Source organism: Enterobacter sp. PL_is514, assembly GCF_055816715.1.
The window spans coordinates 88296-105081 of record NZ_JBVPGN010000033.1 but is presented as its reverse complement, the minus strand read 5'-3'; the positions used below and the strand labels follow the sequence as shown (position 1 = coordinate 105081).

At 54.8% G+C, this 16786-nt stretch carries 11 protein-coding genes; 6 read left to right on the top strand and 5 right to left on the bottom strand.

Annotation, left to right across the window (positions count from 1 at the left end):
* Positions 1-61: 61 nt before the first annotated feature.
* A complete protein-coding gene (gene aroP, locus AC0TNG_RS13530; protein ID WP_024907477.1) occupies positions 62-1432 on the bottom strand; it encodes an aromatic amino acid transporter AroP in 1371 nt (456 codons plus the stop codon).
* A 537-nt stretch (positions 1433-1969) separates the two neighbouring features.
* Between aroP and pdhR the strand changes: the two genes are divergently transcribed.
* The 4 genes from pdhR (at position 1970) to lpdA (ending at position 9031) form a co-directional block, all read left to right on the top strand.
* Positions 1970-2734, top strand: a complete 765-nt coding sequence (gene pdhR / locus AC0TNG_RS13525) for a pyruvate dehydrogenase complex transcriptional repressor PdhR (protein ID WP_014882565.1) — start codon at positions 1970-1972, stop codon at positions 2732-2734.
* A 123-nt stretch (positions 2735-2857) separates the two neighbouring features.
* Positions 2858-5521 carry a pyruvate dehydrogenase (acetyl-transferring), homodimeric type gene (gene aceE / locus AC0TNG_RS13520; RefSeq protein WP_061715959.1) on the top strand — a complete coding sequence of 888 codons (2664 nt, stop codon included), beginning with the start codon at positions 2858-2860 and terminating at the stop codon, positions 5519-5521.
* A 14-nt stretch (positions 5522-5535) separates the two neighbouring features.
* Positions 5536-7431, top strand: coding sequence for a pyruvate dehydrogenase complex dihydrolipoyllysine-residue acetyltransferase (gene aceF / locus AC0TNG_RS13515; protein ID WP_473712526.1), 1896 nt, complete (start codon positions 5536-5538; stop codon positions 7429-7431).
* Positions 7432-7606: 175 nt separating this feature from the next.
* Positions 7607-9031 (top strand): dihydrolipoyl dehydrogenase, encoded by a 1425-nt coding sequence (gene lpdA / locus AC0TNG_RS13510; RefSeq protein ID WP_003856313.1) that lies wholly within the window; start codon positions 7607-7609, stop codon positions 9029-9031.
* Between the two features lie 52 nt (positions 9032-9083).
* On the opposite strand, the gene AC0TNG_RS13505 is transcribed toward lpdA, so the two are convergent.
* Together AC0TNG_RS13505 and AC0TNG_RS13500 are read right to left on the bottom strand one after the other, a co-directional pair.
* Positions 9084-9875 carry a DUF2950 family protein gene (locus AC0TNG_RS13505; RefSeq protein ID WP_417927862.1) on the bottom strand — a complete coding sequence of 264 codons (792 nt, stop codon included), beginning with the start codon at positions 9873-9875 and terminating at the stop codon, positions 9084-9086.
* A gap of 10 nt (positions 9876-9885) precedes the next feature.
* Positions 9886-11448, bottom strand: a complete 1563-nt coding sequence (locus tag AC0TNG_RS13500) for a DUF3300 domain-containing protein (protein WP_048992896.1) — start codon at positions 11446-11448, stop codon at positions 9886-9888.
* Between the two features lie 399 nt (positions 11449-11847).
* On the opposite strand from AC0TNG_RS13500, the gene acnB reads away from it, so the two are divergent.
* Both acnB and yacL read left to right on the top strand, forming a co-directional pair.
* Positions 11848-14445 (top strand): bifunctional aconitate hydratase 2/2-methylisocitrate dehydratase, encoded by a 2598-nt coding sequence (acnB, locus tag AC0TNG_RS13495; protein ID WP_032645211.1) that lies wholly within the window; start codon positions 11848-11850, stop codon positions 14443-14445.
* 190 nt (positions 14446-14635) lie between these two features.
* Entirely contained in the window at positions 14636-14998 is a 363-nt protein-coding gene (yacL, locus tag AC0TNG_RS13490; protein ID WP_032649783.1) for a protein YacL, read from the top strand.
* 31 nt (positions 14999-15029) lie between these two features.
* On the opposite strand, the gene speD is transcribed toward yacL, so the two are convergent.
* A complete protein-coding gene (speD, locus tag AC0TNG_RS13485; protein WP_032649781.1) occupies positions 15030-15824 on the bottom strand; it encodes an adenosylmethionine decarboxylase in 795 nt (264 codons plus the stop codon).
* Positions 15825-16694, bottom strand: coding sequence for a polyamine aminopropyltransferase (gene speE, locus AC0TNG_RS13480; RefSeq protein WP_023310424.1), 870 nt, complete (start codon positions 16692-16694; stop codon positions 15825-15827).
* Positions 16695-16786: the final 92 nt, after the last annotated feature.

Here is a 16786-nt window from a genome sequence, read left to right as displayed (position 1 = left end):
GAAAGTGTGAGGGAGGTAACAACGCGCGGTACCCGTAAAAGCAGGTACCGCGGAGGGAGGCTTAGTGCGCCTTCATGGCATTACGGCTTTTCTGACTGAAGAGATAGCCCACGCCCAGGATCGCAATCCAGACCGGGATCAGGTAGACGGAAATCGCCATACCCGGCGTGATCAGCATGATCACCAGCACGGCCGCCATAAACAGCAGGCAGATCCAGTTACCCAGCGGATAGAGCAGGGCAGGGAAGCGCGTGGTGACGCCCTGCTGCTGTTTCGCGCGGCGGAACTTGATGTGTGCCAGGCTGATCATCGCCCAGTTGATGACCAGGGCAGAGACCACCAGCGCCATCAGCAGGCCAAACGCCGACTCGGGGGCCATGTAGTTAATCAGCACGCACAGGGCAGTCACGATGGCGGAAACAATGATGGTATTCACCGGTACGCCGCGTTTATCAACGTTAAGCAGCATCTTCGGCGCGTTGCCCTGCTGGGCGAGGCCGAACAGCATACGGCTGTTGCAGTATACGCAGCTGTTGTATACGGAGAGCGCTGCGGTCAGCACCACGATGTTCAGGGCGTTGGCGACAAAGGTGTCGCCCAGCTCGTGGAAGATCAGCACAAACGGGCTGGTGTCGGCGGTGACGCGCGTCCACGGCAGCAGGGAGAGCAGCACGGCCAGCGAGCCCACATAGAAGATCAGAATACGGTAGATAACCTGGTTAGTGGCTTTTGGAATGCTCTGCTCCGGGTTGTCGGCTTCAGCGGCGGTGATACCCACCAGCTCCAGACCGCCAAAGGAGAACATAATGATGGCCATCATCATCACCAGACCGGTCATGCCGTGAGGCAGGAAGCCACCCTGTTCCCAGAGGTTGCGCACGGTGGCCTGCGGTCCGCCGTTGCCGCTGAACAGCAGCCAGCCGCCAAAGATAATCATCGCCACCACGGCAATGACTTTGATGATGGCGAACCAGAACTCCATCTCACCGAACACTTTAACGTTGGTCAGGTTAATGGCGTTGATAATGACGAAGAAGGCCGCAGCAGAAGCCCAGGTTGGGATTTCGGGATACCAGAACTGAATGTATTTCCCGACGGCGGTAAGCTCAGCCATGGCAACCAGAACGTACAGCACCCAGTAGTTCCAGCCTGAGGCGAAACCGGCAAAGCTGCCCCAGTATTTATAGGCAAAGTGGCTGAAGGAGCCTGCGACCGGCTCTTCAACGACCATTTCGCCCAGCTGGCGCATGATCAGAAAAGCAATGAAACCCGCAATCGCGTAACCCAAAATAATACCCGGACCGGCAGACTGGATAACGGATGCGCTGCCCAGAAACAGGCCGGTACCTATCGCACCGCCCAGTGCGATGAGCTGAATATGGCGGTTTTTAAGCCCGCGCTTTAGCTGATCGCCGTGCTGTTGAGCTTCCATTTGAAACCTCGTGTGTGGTTGTTATGTTCACGCTGTGCGTGTGTAATTATGAAAATCCATATTCTGTATTTATTTCTTTACGGTTAACGAGACCGAAAAAAGCGGAGATGACTTCCGTAAGCGCAAGAATAGTGGTAAGCGCCTGCGAATGCACCTGCTTTATGAAGGGGTGATGACGACTTGAATAAAAAGAAAGCATTTGTAAATCGGTCCGCTCGTTGTTCCTAACCCAACCTATAGAATAGAAATGCGCCGTAAGTGGGCGAATTTTCATTATTTGCCTTGTTGAATCGCTTCAGATTGCAAAAACCCTCGTTTCATTATGGTTAAAACTCCCTCTTTAGGAGTAATCAACTCATTTGTGCAAAGTTACATTTCTGAAACGTTATTTCTGTAAGGTTGTTAAAATGTGCAGGGTTTACTGATTTCAATCAAAACCAATATGGACAGAAGGTGAATACTTTGTTACTTTAGCGATACGAAATAGAAATTGGTAAGACCAATTGACTCCGGGCAAAAAGGCGTAAGACAGGGAATATGGCCTACAGCAAAATTCGCCAACCAAAACTATCTGATGTGATTGAGCAGCAGCTGGAGTTTTTAATCCTCGAAGGGACTCTGCGCCCGGGTGAGAAACTTCCACCAGAACGCGAGCTGGCAAAACAGTTCGACGTTTCACGTCCCTCTCTGCGTGAGGCGATTCAACGTCTCGAAGCAAAGGGCTTGCTGCTTCGTCGCCAGGGCGGCGGAACCTTTGTGCAAAACAGCCTGTGGCAGAGCTTCAGCGATCCGCTGGTAGAACTTCTCTCTGACCACCCAGAATCCCAGTTTGACCTGCTTGAGACCCGTCACGCGCTTGAAGGGATTGCGGCCTATTACGCCGCCCTTCGCAGCACTGATGAAGATCGCGTGCGTATCCGCGAACTGCATCAGGCCATTGAACGGGCACAGCAGTCCGGCGATTTAGACGCCGAGTCCAGCGCCGTCGTCCAGTATCAAATCGCCGTCACCGAAGCGGCACACAATGTGGTGCTCCTCCATCTGCTACGCTGCATGGAGCCGATGCTGGCCCAGAACGTTCGTCAGAATTTTGAATTGTTGTATGCCCGTCGGGAGATGCTCCCACTGGTAAGCAACCATCGCACCCGAATATTCGAGGCGATAATGGCCGGGGAACCGGAGCAGGCGCGTGAAGCGTCGCACCGCCATCTGGCTTTCATTGAGGAAATCTTGCTGGACCGCAGCCGTGAACAATCGCGACGCGAACGTTCATTACGCCGCATACAGCAACGAAAGGATTAAGCGCCAGGTACTTTTAGAGCGCGGCAACTAAACGCAGAACCTGTCTTATTGTGTTCTTGCCCAAGAGCACAATGGGACAGGTTCCAGACAAATCAACGTATTAGATAGATAAGGAATACCCCCATGTCAGAACGTCTCCAAAATGACGTGGATCCGATCGAAACTCGCGACTGGCTACAGGCGATCGAATCGGTCATCCGTGAAGAAGGTGTTGAGCGCGCTCAGTATCTGATTGATCAGCTGCTTTCTGAAGCCCGCAAAGGCGGTGTGAAGGTTGCTTCAGGTGCAGGGGCTAGCAACTACGTAAACACGATTGCCGTCGAAGACGAACCGGAATACCCGGGCAATCTGGATCTGGAACGTCGTATCCGTTCTGCAATCCGCTGGAACGCCATCATGACCGTTCTGCGCGCCTCCAAGAAAGACCTGGAGCTGGGTGGCCACATGGCGTCCTTCCAGTCTTCTGCGACCGTTTACGAAGTGTGCTTCAACCACTTCTTCCGTGCAGCGAACGAGAAAGACGGCGGCGACCTGGTGTACTTCCAGGGCCACATCTCTCCGGGCATCTATGCACGTGCCTTCCTGGAAGGTCGTCTGACTGAAGAGCAGATGAACAACTTCCGTCAGGAAGTTCACGGTAAAGGTCTGTCTTCTTACCCGCACCCTAAACTGATGCCTGAATTCTGGCAGTTCCCGACCGTATCCATGGGTCTGGGCCCAATCGGTGCGATCTACCAGGCTAAATTCCTGAAATACCTGGAACACCGTGGTCTGAAAGACACCTCTGAGCAGACCGTTTACGCCTTCCTGGGCGACGGCGAAATGGATGAGCCAGAATCTAAAGGTGCGATCACCATCGCTACCCGTGAGAAGCTGGACAACCTGTGCTTCATCATCAACTGTAACCTGCAGCGTCTGGATGGTCCGGTAACCGGCAACGGCAAGATCATCAACGAACTGGAAGGCATCTTCGCAGGTGCTGGCTGGAACGTGATCAAAGTCATGTGGGGCGGTCGTTGGGATGAGCTGCTGCGTAAAGACACCAGCGGTAAACTGATCCAGCTGATGAACGAAACCGTTGACGGTGACTACCAGACCTTCAAATCCAAAGACGGTGCCTACGTTCGTGAGCACTTCTTCGGCAAATACCCTGAAACCGCAGCCCTGGTTGCAGACTGGACTGATGAGCAGATCTGGGCCCTGAACCGCGGTGGTCACGATCCGAAGAAAGTCTACGCTGCACTGAAAAAAGCGCAGGAAACCAAAGGTAAAGCGACTGTAATCCTGGCCCACACCATCAAAGGTTACGGCATGGGTGATACCGCAGAAGGTAAAAACATCGCTCACCAGGTTAAGAAAATGAACATGGACGGCGTGCGTTATATCCGCGACCGTTTCAACGTTCCAGTGACCGATGAGCAGGTAGAAAACCTGTCTTACATCACCTTCCCGGAAGGTTCTGAAGAGCATAAGTACCTGCACGAACGTCGTCAGGCGCTGAAAGGCTACCTGCCAGCTCGTCAGCCTAACTTCACCGAGAAGCTGGAACTGCCAGCGCTGGAAGACTTCTCTCAGCTGCTGGAAGAGCAGAACAAAGAGATCTCTACCACTATCGCTTTCGTTCGTGCCCTGAACGTGATGCTGAAGAACAAGTCGATCAAAGATCGTCTGGTTCCAATCATCGCCGACGAAGCGCGTACTTTCGGTATGGAAGGTCTGTTCCGTCAGATCGGTATCTACAGCCCGAACGGCCAGCAGTACACCCCGCAGGACCGTGAGCAGGTTGCATACTACAAAGAAGACGAGAAAGGTCAGATCCTGCAGGAAGGTATCAACGAGCTGGGCGCAGGCGCATCCTGGCTTGCTGCTGCGACTTCTTACAGCACCAACAACCTGCCGATGATCCCGTTCTACATTTACTACTCCATGTTCGGGTTCCAGCGTATCGGTGACCTGTGCTGGCAGGCAGGCGACCAGCAGGCTCGCGGCTTCCTGGTAGGTGGTACTTCCGGTCGTACGACCCTGAACGGTGAAGGTCTGCAGCACGAAGATGGCCACAGCCACATTCAGTCTCTGACTATCCCTAACTGTATCTCTTACGACCCGTCTTACGCGTACGAAGTGGCAGTCATCATGCATGACGGTCTGCAGCGCATGTACGGTGAAGCGCAAGAGAACATTTACTACTACATCACCACCCTGAACGAAAACTACCACATGCCGGCAATGCCAGCAGGTGCCGAGGAAGGTATCCGTAAAGGTATCTACAAACTCGAAACCATTGAAGGTAGCAAAGGTAAAGTTCAGCTGCTGGGCTCCGGTTCTATCCTGCGTCACGTACGTGAAGCAGCGCAGATCCTGGCGAAAGACTACGGTGTCGGTTCCGATGTGTACTCTGTGACCTCCTTCACTGAGCTGGCGCGTGATGGCCAGGATTGTGAGCGCTGGAACATGCTGCACCCAATGGAAACCCCACGCGTTCCGTACATCGCTCAGGTGATGAACGATGCACCAGCGGTGGCGTCTACTGACTATATGAAACTGTTCGCTGAGCAGGTTCGTACTTACGTTCCAGCTGATGATTATCGCGTTCTGGGTACTGACGGCTTCGGTCGTTCTGACAGCCGCGAAAACCTGCGTCACCACTTCGAAGTTGATGCTTCTTACGTGGTTGTAGCAGCACTGGGCGAACTGGCTAAACGTGGCGAAATCGATAAGAAAGTGGTTGCAGACGCAATCACCAAATTCAACATCGATGCAGAAAAAGTTAACCCGCGTCTGGCGTAAGAGGTAAAAGAATAATGGCTATCGAAATCAATGTACCGGACATCGGGGCTGATGAAGTTGAAATCACCGAGATCCTGGTCAAAGTAGGCGACAAAGTTGAAGCTGAACAGTCGCTGATCACCGTAGAAGGCGACAAAGCCTCTATGGAAGTCCCGTCTCCTCAGGCTGGCATCGTTAAAGAGATCAAAGTCTCTGTTGGCGATAAAACCGAGACTGGCAAACTGATCATGATTTTCGATTCCGCCGACGGTGCAGCAGCAGCTGCACCTGCGCAGGAAGAGAAGAAAGCCGCTCCGGCCGCCGCTGCTCCAGCCGCTGCCGCGAGCGCGAAAGAAGTGAACGTGCCTGACATCGGCGGTGACGAAGTTGAAGTCACTGAAATCCTGGTGAAAGTGGGCGACACCGTTGCGGCCGAGCAGTCACTGATCACCGTAGAAGGCGACAAAGCCTCTATGGAAGTGCCAGCGCCGTTCGCCGGTACCGTTAAAGAGATCAAGATCAACACCGGTGACAAAGTGTCTACCGGCTCTCTGATCATGGTCTTCGAAGTGGCAGGTGCAGAAGGCGCTGCCGCGCCTGCACAGGCCGCTGCTCCGGCTCCAGCCGCAGCACCAGCCGCTGCTGGCGGCGCGAAAGACGTTAACGTACCGGACATCGGCGGTGACGAAGTTGAAGTCACCGAAGTGATGGTGAAAGTGGGCGACAAAGTTGCCGCTGAACAGTCACTGATCACCGTTGAAGGCGACAAGGCTTCTATGGAAGTCCCTGCGCCGTTCGCGGGTACGGTTAAAGAGATCAAAATCAGCACCGGCGACAAAGTGTCTACCGGCTCTCTGATCATGGTCTTCGAAGTGGAAGGCGCTGCGCCTGCCGCAGCTCCGGCTGCCGCGGCTGCTCCTGCACCTGCTGCTGCGCCGGCTCAGGCTGCTAAACCAGCCGCTGCCCCTGCTGCTAAAGCAGAAAAATCTGAGTTCGCTGAAAACGACGCTTACGTCCACGCTACCCCGCTGATTCGTCGCCTGGCGCGCGAATTCGGTGTGAACCTGGCGAAAGTGAAAGGGACCGGCCGTAAGGGTCGTATCCTGCGCGAAGACGTTCAGACCTATGTGAAAGACGCGGTGAAACGCGCCGAAGCTGCACCAGCTGCAGCCGCTGGCGGCGGTATCCCGGGCATGCTGCCATGGCCGAAAGTGGACTTCAGCAAGTTCGGCGAAATCGAAGAAGTGGAGCTGGGCCGTATCCAGAAAATCTCTGGTGCGAACCTGAGCCGTAACTGGGTGATGATCCCGCACGTTACGCACTTCGATAAGACCGATATCACCGATCTGGAAGCGTTCCGTAAACAGCAGAACGCCGAAGCCGAGAAGCGCAAACTGGACGTGAAATTCACCCCAGTGGTCTTCATCATGAAAGCGGTTGCTGCGGCTCTGGAACAGATGCCACGCTTCAACAGCTCCCTGTCCGAAGACGCTCAGAAGCTGACGCTGAAGAAATACATCAACATCGGTGTTGCGGTTGATACGCCAAATGGTCTGGTTGTTCCGGTCTTCAAAGACGTGAACAAGAAGAGCATTACCGAGCTGTCCCGTGAACTGACCGTGATCTCCAAGAAAGCGCGTGATGGTAAGCTGACTGCCGGCGAAATGCAGGGCGGCTGCTTCACTATCTCCAGCATCGGCGGCCTGGGTACTACCCACTTCGCGCCGATTGTGAACGCGCCGGAAGTGGCTATCCTCGGTGTGTCCAAGTCCGCGATGGAGCCGGTGTGGAATGGCAAAGAGTTCGTACCGCGTCTGATGATGCCAATCTCTCTGTCCTTCGACCACCGCGTGATCGACGGTGCTGATGGTGCGCGTTTCATCACCATCATCAACAACATGCTGAGCGACATTCGCCGCCTGGTGATGTAATCGAAAAGCCGGCCAGTCGGCCGGCTTTTTTCTGATAATCTCATGGGGTTTGTGAGGTTATTGGCGAAAGCGACAATTCGTGAGCCGTTTGTTGTTTCAAAATTGTTAACAATTTTGTAAACTGCGGGCGGATAGAACGACCCGGTGGACGACGGGTATAAATTAAGAGGTCATGATGAGCACAGAAATCAAAACTCAGGTCGTAGTACTTGGGGCAGGCCCGGCAGGTTACTCCGCAGCATTCCGCGCCGCGGATTTAGGTCTGGAAACCGTCATCGTAGAGCGTTACAGCACCCTCGGCGGTGTTTGTCTGAACGTCGGCTGTATCCCTTCTAAAGCGCTGCTGCACGTAGCGAAAGTTATCGAAGAAGCCAAAGCGCTGGCTGAACACGGTATCGTCTTCGGCGAGCCGAAAACCGATATCGACAAAATTCGTACCTGGAAAGAGAAAGTTATCACTCAGCTGACCGGCGGTCTGGCGGGTATGGCCAAAGGCCGTAAAGTGAAAGTGGTAAACGGTCTGGGTAAATTCACCGGTGCGAACACCCTGGAAGTGGAAGGCGAAAACGGCAAAACCGTGATCAACTTCGACAACGCGATCATCGCGGCAGGCTCTCGCCCAATCGAACTGCCATTCATTCCGCATGAAGATCCACGCGTGTGGGATTCCACCGATGCGCTGGAGCTGAAAACCGTTCCTAAGCGTCTGCTGGTTATGGGCGGCGGTATCATCGGTCTGGAAATGGGTACCGTGTACCATGCGCTGGGTTCAGAGATCGACGTGGTTGAAATGTTCGACCAGGTTATCCCGGCTGCCGACAAAGACATCGTTAAGGTCTTCACCAAACGCATCAGCAAGAAATTTAACCTGATGCTGGAAACCAAAGTGACTGCCGTTGAAGCGAAAGAAGACGGTATTTACGTTTCCATGGAAGGCAAAAAAGCCCCATCCGAACCACAGCGTTACGACGCCGTGCTGGTGGCTATCGGCCGTGTGCCGAACGGTAAAAACCTCGACGCGGGCAAAGCCGGTGTGGAAGTGGACGACCGTGGCTTTATCCGCGTTGACAAACAGCTGCGCACTAACGTGCCGCACATCTTTGCAATCGGCGATATCGTCGGTCAGCCAATGCTGGCGCACAAAGGTGTTCACGAAGGCCACGTTGCCGCTGAAGTTATCGCCGGCATGAAGCACTACTTCGATCCGAAAGTCATCCCATCTATCGCGTACACCGAGCCAGAAGTAGCATGGGTGGGTCTGACCGAGAAAGAAGCGAAAGAGAAAGGCATCAGCTACGAAACCGCCACCTTCCCGTGGGCTGCTTCTGGCCGTGCTATCGCTTCCGACTGCGCAGACGGTATGACCAAACTGATCTTCGACAAAGAGACTCACCGTGTAATCGGTGGTGCGATTGTCGGTACCAACGGCGGCGAGCTGCTTGGTGAAATCGGTCTGGCTATCGAAATGGGCTGTGACGCTGAAGACATCGCGCTGACCATCCACGCTCACCCGACTCTGCACGAGTCCGTGGGCCTGGCGGCAGAAGTGTTTGAAGGTAGCATCACCGACCTGCCAAACGCGAAAGCGAAGAAGAAATAAGTTTCTTCAGATGAAAAAAGCGGCCTCAGGCCGCTTTTTTTATGCGCTGCGTTCAGGGGGCCACAGGCTGCCAGGTTTTATCAGGACTATAGGTGGTTAACGCCCGGGCTTTCTGCTCAGAATCGCTGCCGAGATCGGTCTGATACACCTTATCATCCTGATTTATCACAAAACTCATGACGCCCGTCTGACCATAGCTGACTGGCCAGGCCACCATCGCGAAACCGTTATTATCCGGCAGGATGCGGAAACGATAGCCGTGATAACCGGTACCCGGCTCTTTTGGGCTAAATGCCGGTCCGAGCGGACTGGGCGCTTCGCCGGGAGAGGCGGGCCAGTACAAACCGTCTTTTTTCCCTTTCGAGCTGACAATCTTCTGCGCGAATTTCTGGTTCATCGCAAAGTAGCTTTGCTGCGCATCAACATAGGCATGTAAGGCTTCAATGGCGGCAAGTTCGTTACGCCCGATTTCGCGGGTCAGGATCTCTTCCGCCCCTTCTTTGATATCGAACTGCCAACCGGCAGCGGTTTTGATCACCGGGATAGGAAGCTGCCAGCTGTTGTCACCGACAACCAGATGCGCCGTATCCCCTTCGACAACCGTGTTATGACGGACTTTCCAGTCGCGAAGGAAACGATCGACGGCATCCGGGTCAACGCCTTCAGGGGGCAGAAAATCGCGCCAGTTTTCTCCAAGCAGATTGCTCATAGCGCTCTCATTATGCTCACTAATGGCTTTGGTCAGCGCATCGGTTGCCTGATCGGGGGTGCTAAAGGATTGCTGCGCCATCACCGAAGCCGAAAGCATGAACAACACCATGCCACTGAGTAGTTTACTTTTCATGTCGGTTCCCTTAGCGATGTCGAATTTCACGGCGTTCAGCGCGTCCACCAGACGCCTGACGTGGCTGCTGCTGGCGAGCCGCAAGCTGTCTGCTTTGCGCACCGCGCTGCTGCTGCGCCTGCCAGTTCGCGGAGCGGCTGTCGTTGCCGCTCAGCGCATTGGCCCGGGGCTGGCTGTTTCGCTGCTGGAGAGCGCGTTGCTGCGCCGGCTGCGAACCCCGTTTCTCTTGTCTCTGCGCGGTGGTCTGGCGATTTTCTCGCTGCTGCGTGGTGGTTCGCTTCGTCGTCTGCGGTTTGGTGTCGTAGCCACGGTAGTTATTGCGCTGGGAAATCTGCTTCAGCTGTTCACTTGAGGCCTGACGCTGCACATCTTTCGTTCCGGGACGCGCCGTTTGGGGGAAAGTTTTGCCCGTGGATTTCTCCATCTGGCTCAGGGCAGCCTGACGCTGGCTATCGCGGTTAACCGGTTTTTGCTGCGTTGAACTGAGCCCGGTAGCCGTGCTGGTGGAGTGGAAACGGGTGTTGAGCTGGTTAGTCGGATAGGGCACACCTTCCCGATAGGCCGGGTTATGCTGCCAGGTACGGTTGGCGTCCGTCAGACGCTGCCCGCTGATTTTATTGAAGTTCTCAACGTTGATATTGATGTTGTTATCACCGTTGCGGTTATAGCCGCCGTGATTATCCCAGTCGTCATGGTGATGATCCCAGTCATCGTCATCATCCCAGTCGATGTTGCTGAAGATGGCATAGGTTGTGGCGACGCCCAGGCTGAAGCCTAAGCCGTTGACGAAGCTGTTGCCAAACTGCTCCCCGGGTGTAGGCGGGAGATAGGTAGGTGGATAGGCGGTGTTTGGCCAGGTCCCGTAAACCGTATTGGGGTTATAGGTGGGGACGTAAACAACCTGCGGATCGGCAGATTCAATTTTGATTACCGTTGGGGCCGGCGCGGGCGTTGCTGCTGTGGTTGTCGTTGTCTCGGTGGTGCTGGTTTTCGCTGGTGCCGGTTTTGTCACGGTGGTGACCGTCTGCTGAGGCGTGGATTGTAAAGCGCCGGTCTTCTGTGCCAGCGCGCGCAGGCGTTGAACGGAATCCATTACGTCCTTCGGCTGCGCGAGAAACGCATCGCCCAGATTTTGTACCCACGGCGGATTTTCACCCATCAGGGACATGAGCTGAGGAAACGCGACCAGAGATTTTACGCTGGGATCCCAGGGCTGGCTGGCAACGGCCTGAATCGCGGCGTCCCCTTCCATTTTAGGGTTGTCTTTTGACCACTGTGCGGCCTGGATCACGTTGGCCGGGTAAGTCGAGGCCATCAGAATTTGCGACAGCAGGGCATCCGGGTAGAGCGCGATGGGAGCAACCCACTGATCGATTTGCGCGGCAGTGTAGGTTGGCGCGACAACAGGAGCGGGCTGGGTTGCGGCAGGCGCAGGTGCCGCCGGTTGTTGAGCGACGGGGGCCGGCGCAACGGGTTCCGTTGCACGACTTTTGACAAACATGACGCCTGAGGCGGCAAGCAGCCCGGCACTGCACAGAAGGACGAGCAGATGTGGCTTAAAGGGCAACTTCATAAAATGACTCCAACGAGACAAGCGCTGTGCCGTGAGGCGTTACGGTTGGCGTGAGTATTATTCACCCGTCTTTTACTGTTTTGACTTTTATTGGGAAGCGTCCGGTACGTCCGGATAAAGATTGTGAGTATTTATTACACAATTATATCTGATGGAAAAAAAACTGATGCGTCACGGTGCATAAGAAACCGTATAACGATGCCCAAAATCGTCGCTACACCATGCTTAACGATTCAGCAAATTTTTTAATGTTGCTTTTTTGTAAACGGATTAACACTGTGCAGAAATCCTGCTATGCTGCCCGACGCGGTATCGGGCATTTACCCTACAAACTGCTGTCTCACAGGAGCGTGAAGAGAACGCCCGCCGCATATGACAATGAGAGCGAGGAGAACCGTCGTGCTAGAAGAATACCGTAAGCACGTAGCAGAACGTGCCGCCGAGGGAATTGTACCCAAACCTTTAGATGCAACCCAAATGGCCGCGCTCGTCGAGCTGCTGAAGAACCCGCCTAAGGGCGAAGAAGAATTCCTGTTAGATCTGCTGATCAACCGCGTACCGCCTGGCGTAGATGAAGCTGCCTACGTAAAAGCCGGATTCCTTGCTGCTATCGCCAAAGGCGAAGCCACCTCCCCACTGGTTACTCCTGAAAAAGCCATTGAACTGCTCGGCACCATGCAGGGTGGTTACAACATTCATCCGCTGATTGACGCGCTGGATAACGACAAGCTGGCACCGATTGCCGCTAAAGCGCTCTCTTCCACGCTGCTGATGTTCGATAACTTCTACGATGTAGAAGAAAAAGCCAAAGCAGGCAACGTCTATGCGAAGCAGGTGATGCAGTCCTGGGCGGATGCCGAATGGTTCCTGAACCGTCCTGCGCTGGCTGAAAAAATCACCGTTACCGTCTTCAAAGTGACCGGTGAAACCAACACCGATGACCTCTCTCCGGCACCGGACGCGTGGTCTCGCCCGGATATTCCTCTGCACGCCCTGGCAATGCTGAAAAACGCCCGTGAAGGCATTGAGCCGGATCAGCCTGGCAGCGTTGGCCCGATCAAACAGATCGAAGCCCTGCAGAAAAAAGGGTTCCCGCTGGCCTATGTGGGTGACGTTGTAGGTACCGGTTCTTCCCGTAAGTCCGCCACCAACTCCGTGCTGTGGTTCATGGGTGATGACATCCCTCATGTGCCAAACAAGCGCGGTGGCGGCCTGTGCCTCGGCGGTAAAATTGCACCGATCTTCTTCAACACCATGGAAGATGCGGGCGCCCTGCCGATCGAAGTGGATGTTTCTAACCTGAATATGGGCGACGTGATTGACGTTTACCCGTACAAAGGTGAAGTGCGTAACCACGAAACTAACGAGCTGTTGGCGAGCTTTGAGCTGAAAACCGACGTGCTGATCGACGAAGTGCGTGCCGGTGGCCGTATTCCGCTGATCATCGGCCGTGGCCTGACCACCAAAGCGCGTGAAGCGCTGGGTCTGCCGCACAGTGACGTATTCCGTCACGCGAAAGACGTGGCGGAAAGCAATCGCGGTTACTCTCTGGCGCAGAAAATGGTCGGTCGCGCCTGCGGCGTCGCCGGTGTTCGTCCTGGCGCATACTGTGAGCCGAAGATGACCTCCGTAGGCTCTCAGGACACCACTGGCCCAATGACCCGTGACGAACTGAAGGACCTGGCGTGCCTGGGCTTCTCTTCTGACCTGGTGATGCAGTCCTTCTGCCACACGGCGGCGTATCCGAAGCCGGTTGACGTGACCACGCACCACACGCTGCCAGACTTCATCATGAACCGCGGCGGCGTTTCCCTGCGTCCGGGCGACGGCGTAATTCACTCCTGGCTGAACCGCATGCTGCTGCCGGATACCGTGGGTACCGGCGGTGACTCCCATACCCGTTTCCCAATCGGTATCTCTTTCCCGGCGGGCTCCGGTCTGGTGGCGTTTGCTGCGGCGACGGGCGTGATGCCGCTGGATATGCCGGAATCGGTGCTGGTGCGCTTCAAAGGTAAAATGCAGCCGGGTATCACCCTGCGCGACCTGGTTCACGCGATCCCGCTGTATGCGATTAAACAGGGTCTGCTGACCGTTGAGAAGAAAGGGAAGAAAAACATCTTCTCTGGCCGTATCCTGGAAATCGAAGGTCTGCCGGATCTGAAGGTTGAGCAGGCGTTCGAGCTGACCGATGCCTCCGCTGAGCGTTCTGCTGCGGGCTGTACCATCAAGCTGAACAAAGAGCCGATTATTGAGTATCTTAACTCTAACATCGTGCTGCTGAAGTGGATGATTGCAGAAGGCTACGGCGACCGTCGTACGCTGGAGCGTCGTATCCAGGGCATGGAGAAATGGCTGGCCGATCCGCAGCTGCTGGAAGCCGATGCTGACGCAGAGTACGCGGCGGTGATCGACATCGATCTGGCGGATATCAAAGAGCCAATCCTGTGTGCACCGAACGATCCGGACGACGCGCGTCCGCTGTCCGAAGTTCAGGGCGAGAAGATCGACGAAGTGTTCATCGGATCCTGCATGACCAACATCGGCCACTTCCGTGCGGCTGGCAAGCTGCTGGATACCCACAAAGGCCAGCTGCCAACCCGTCTGTGGGTGGCGCCGCCAACCCGTATGGACGCGGCTCAGTTGACCGAAGAGGGCTACTACAGCGTGTTTGGTAAGAGCGGGGCGCGTATTGAAATTCCTGGCTGTTCCCTGTGTATGGGCAACCAGGCGCGCGTCGCCGACGGCGCGACGGTGGTTTCCACCTCGACCCGTAACTTCCCGAACCGTTTAGGTACCGGTGCGAACGTCTTCCTGGCCTCTGCGGAGCTGGCGGCGGTTGCGGCGCTGATTGGCAAACTGCCAACGCCGGAAGAGTACCAGACCTTTGTGGCTCAGGTGGATAAGACCGCGGTGGATACCTATCGCTATCTGAACTTCGACCAGCTCTCTCAGTACACCGAGAAGGCTGACGGGGTTATCTTCCAGACGGCGGTATAAACAGCAAAACCGTCTCTACGAGACGGTTTTTAGTGTTTGCACCCTCTCCCGTGGGAGAGGGACGGGGTGGGGGCATCAGGCCGCAGGGTCTTGCTCTCACCTTTTTATTTTCATTCCTCCCACCTCTCACGCTTTTTTTCTTCCTCGCTGCTGCGATAATTACCTTAATGGCTTTGCAGAGGAAAACACTATGGATTACGAATTTCTGCGCGACATCACCGGAGTGGTGAAAGTGCGTATGTCGATGGGCCACGAAGCCGTTGGACACTGGTTTAACGAAGAGGTGAAAGAAAATCTCGCACTTCTTGATGAGGTTGAACAGGCGGCAAATACGGTGAAAGGCAGTGAACGCTCCTGGCAGCGCGCCGGTCATGAATACACGCTGTGGATGGACGGTGAAGAGGTCATGGTGCGCGCCAACCAGCTCGAGTTTTCAGGTGACGAGATGGAAGAGGGGATGAGCTACTACGACGAAGAGAGCCTGTCGATGTGCGGCGTAGAAGACTTCCTTCAGGTGGTGAATGCCTACCGCGAGTTTATGAAACAGCGGTAACTTCCCGAAGCGTCCCTGCTCCGGGCAACACTTACACGGCCGGAATATTACGGCCGTAGTAGATCTCGCGCATTTCTTTCCAGAGCAGGTCGGTAATCGCCTTACGCTCTTCTTCGCTCAAATCTTCCGGCTTCGTGTGGAACATATAGTGCTTAAGGTCGAATTCCTTAAGTAACATCTTGGTATGGAAGATGTTTTCCTGGTACACGTTCACGTCCATCATGTCATACAGCGATTTCATGTCTTCGGACATGAAGTTCTGAATAGAGTTGATTTCGTGGTCGATGAAGTGCTTCATGCCGTTGATATCACGAGTAAAACCGCGCACGCGGTAATCAATCGTGACGATATCCGATTCCAGCTGATGGATGAGATAGTTCAGCGCGTTGAGCGGGGAAATCACGCCGCAGGTCGACACTTCAATATCGGCGCGGAACGTACACAGCCCACCTTCCGGGTGACTCTCCGGGTAGGTATGGACGCAGATATGGCTTTTATCCAGGTGGGCAACAACCACTTCCGGCAGCGGGCCCGGGTGTTCCGTTTTGTCGATAAGCTTGGGATCGACCGGCTCTTCGCTGACCAGGATGGTCACGCTGGCGCCCTGGGGTTCATAATCCTGTCGGGCGATGTTCAGGATGTTGGCGCCGATAATGGAACAGGTTTCTGACAGGATCTCGGTCAGACGGTTGGCGTTGTAGAGTTCGTCGATATAGGCGATGTAACCATCGCGTTCTTCCGCTGTTTTGGCATAGCAGATATCGTAAATACAAAAACTCAGGCTTTTGGTCAGGTTGTTAAAGCCATGCAGTTTAAGCTTTTTCAATTAGCTCACCCCCTTAGTGGATAATGCGTCTTGCAGGTACTGCGGCAGAGCAAACGCTGCGGTATGAATAGCCGGATTGTAGTATCGGCACTGAAGACCGGCCTGATGGAAGCGGGCCTGAATAATTTCGGTGGAAAGATGACGTAATACGTCGTTATCCGTCGCCCAGGCAAAGGTCATGATCCCGCCGTAGTACGTCGGAATAGCGGCCTGATAGAAGCTGACATCATCGAAATAGGTGCTGAGCTTACGATGGCTATCCAGCGCTTCATCCTGCTGCAGGAAGCAGACGCCATTTTGGGCGACGAAGATCCCGCCCGGGTTCAGGCAGCGCTTGCAGCCCTCGTAGAAGGAGGAGGTAAACAGTGACGCGCCGGGGCCGATAGGGTCGGTGCAGTCGGAGATGATCACGTCAAAGGTCTGCGAGGTCTGGTTAACGAAGTTAACGCCGTCGTCAATCACCAGGCTAAAGCGCGGATCGTCGTAGCTGCCGGCATTGTGGTTGGGCAGGTACTGGCGGCAGAAAGAGACGACGCCCGCATCGATTTCCACCATGGTGATGGTTTCAATGGAACGATGGCGGGAAACTTCACGCAGCATTGCGCCGTCGCCACCGCCGATAATCAGAACATGCTTCGCGTGGCCGTGCGCCAGCAGCGGGACGTGGGTCATCATCTCATGATAGATAAACTCATCTCGCTCGGTAGTTTGCACGACGCCGTCCAGCGCCATCACGCGGCCAAAGGCAGCATTCTCGAAGATGATCAGATCCTGGTGATCGGTTTTCTCATGATAGAGCACGTTATCAACGGCAAAGTACTGACCAAACTGGTCATGCAAGGTTTCATGCCACAACGTGTGGTCGGCCATAGCGAACTCCTCCTGTGTAAACATCCGTTACGCCCACAAAAAATGAGCGAAACATGATAGCTAACTCTAACCGCGGTTGCACGGTCAGAGGT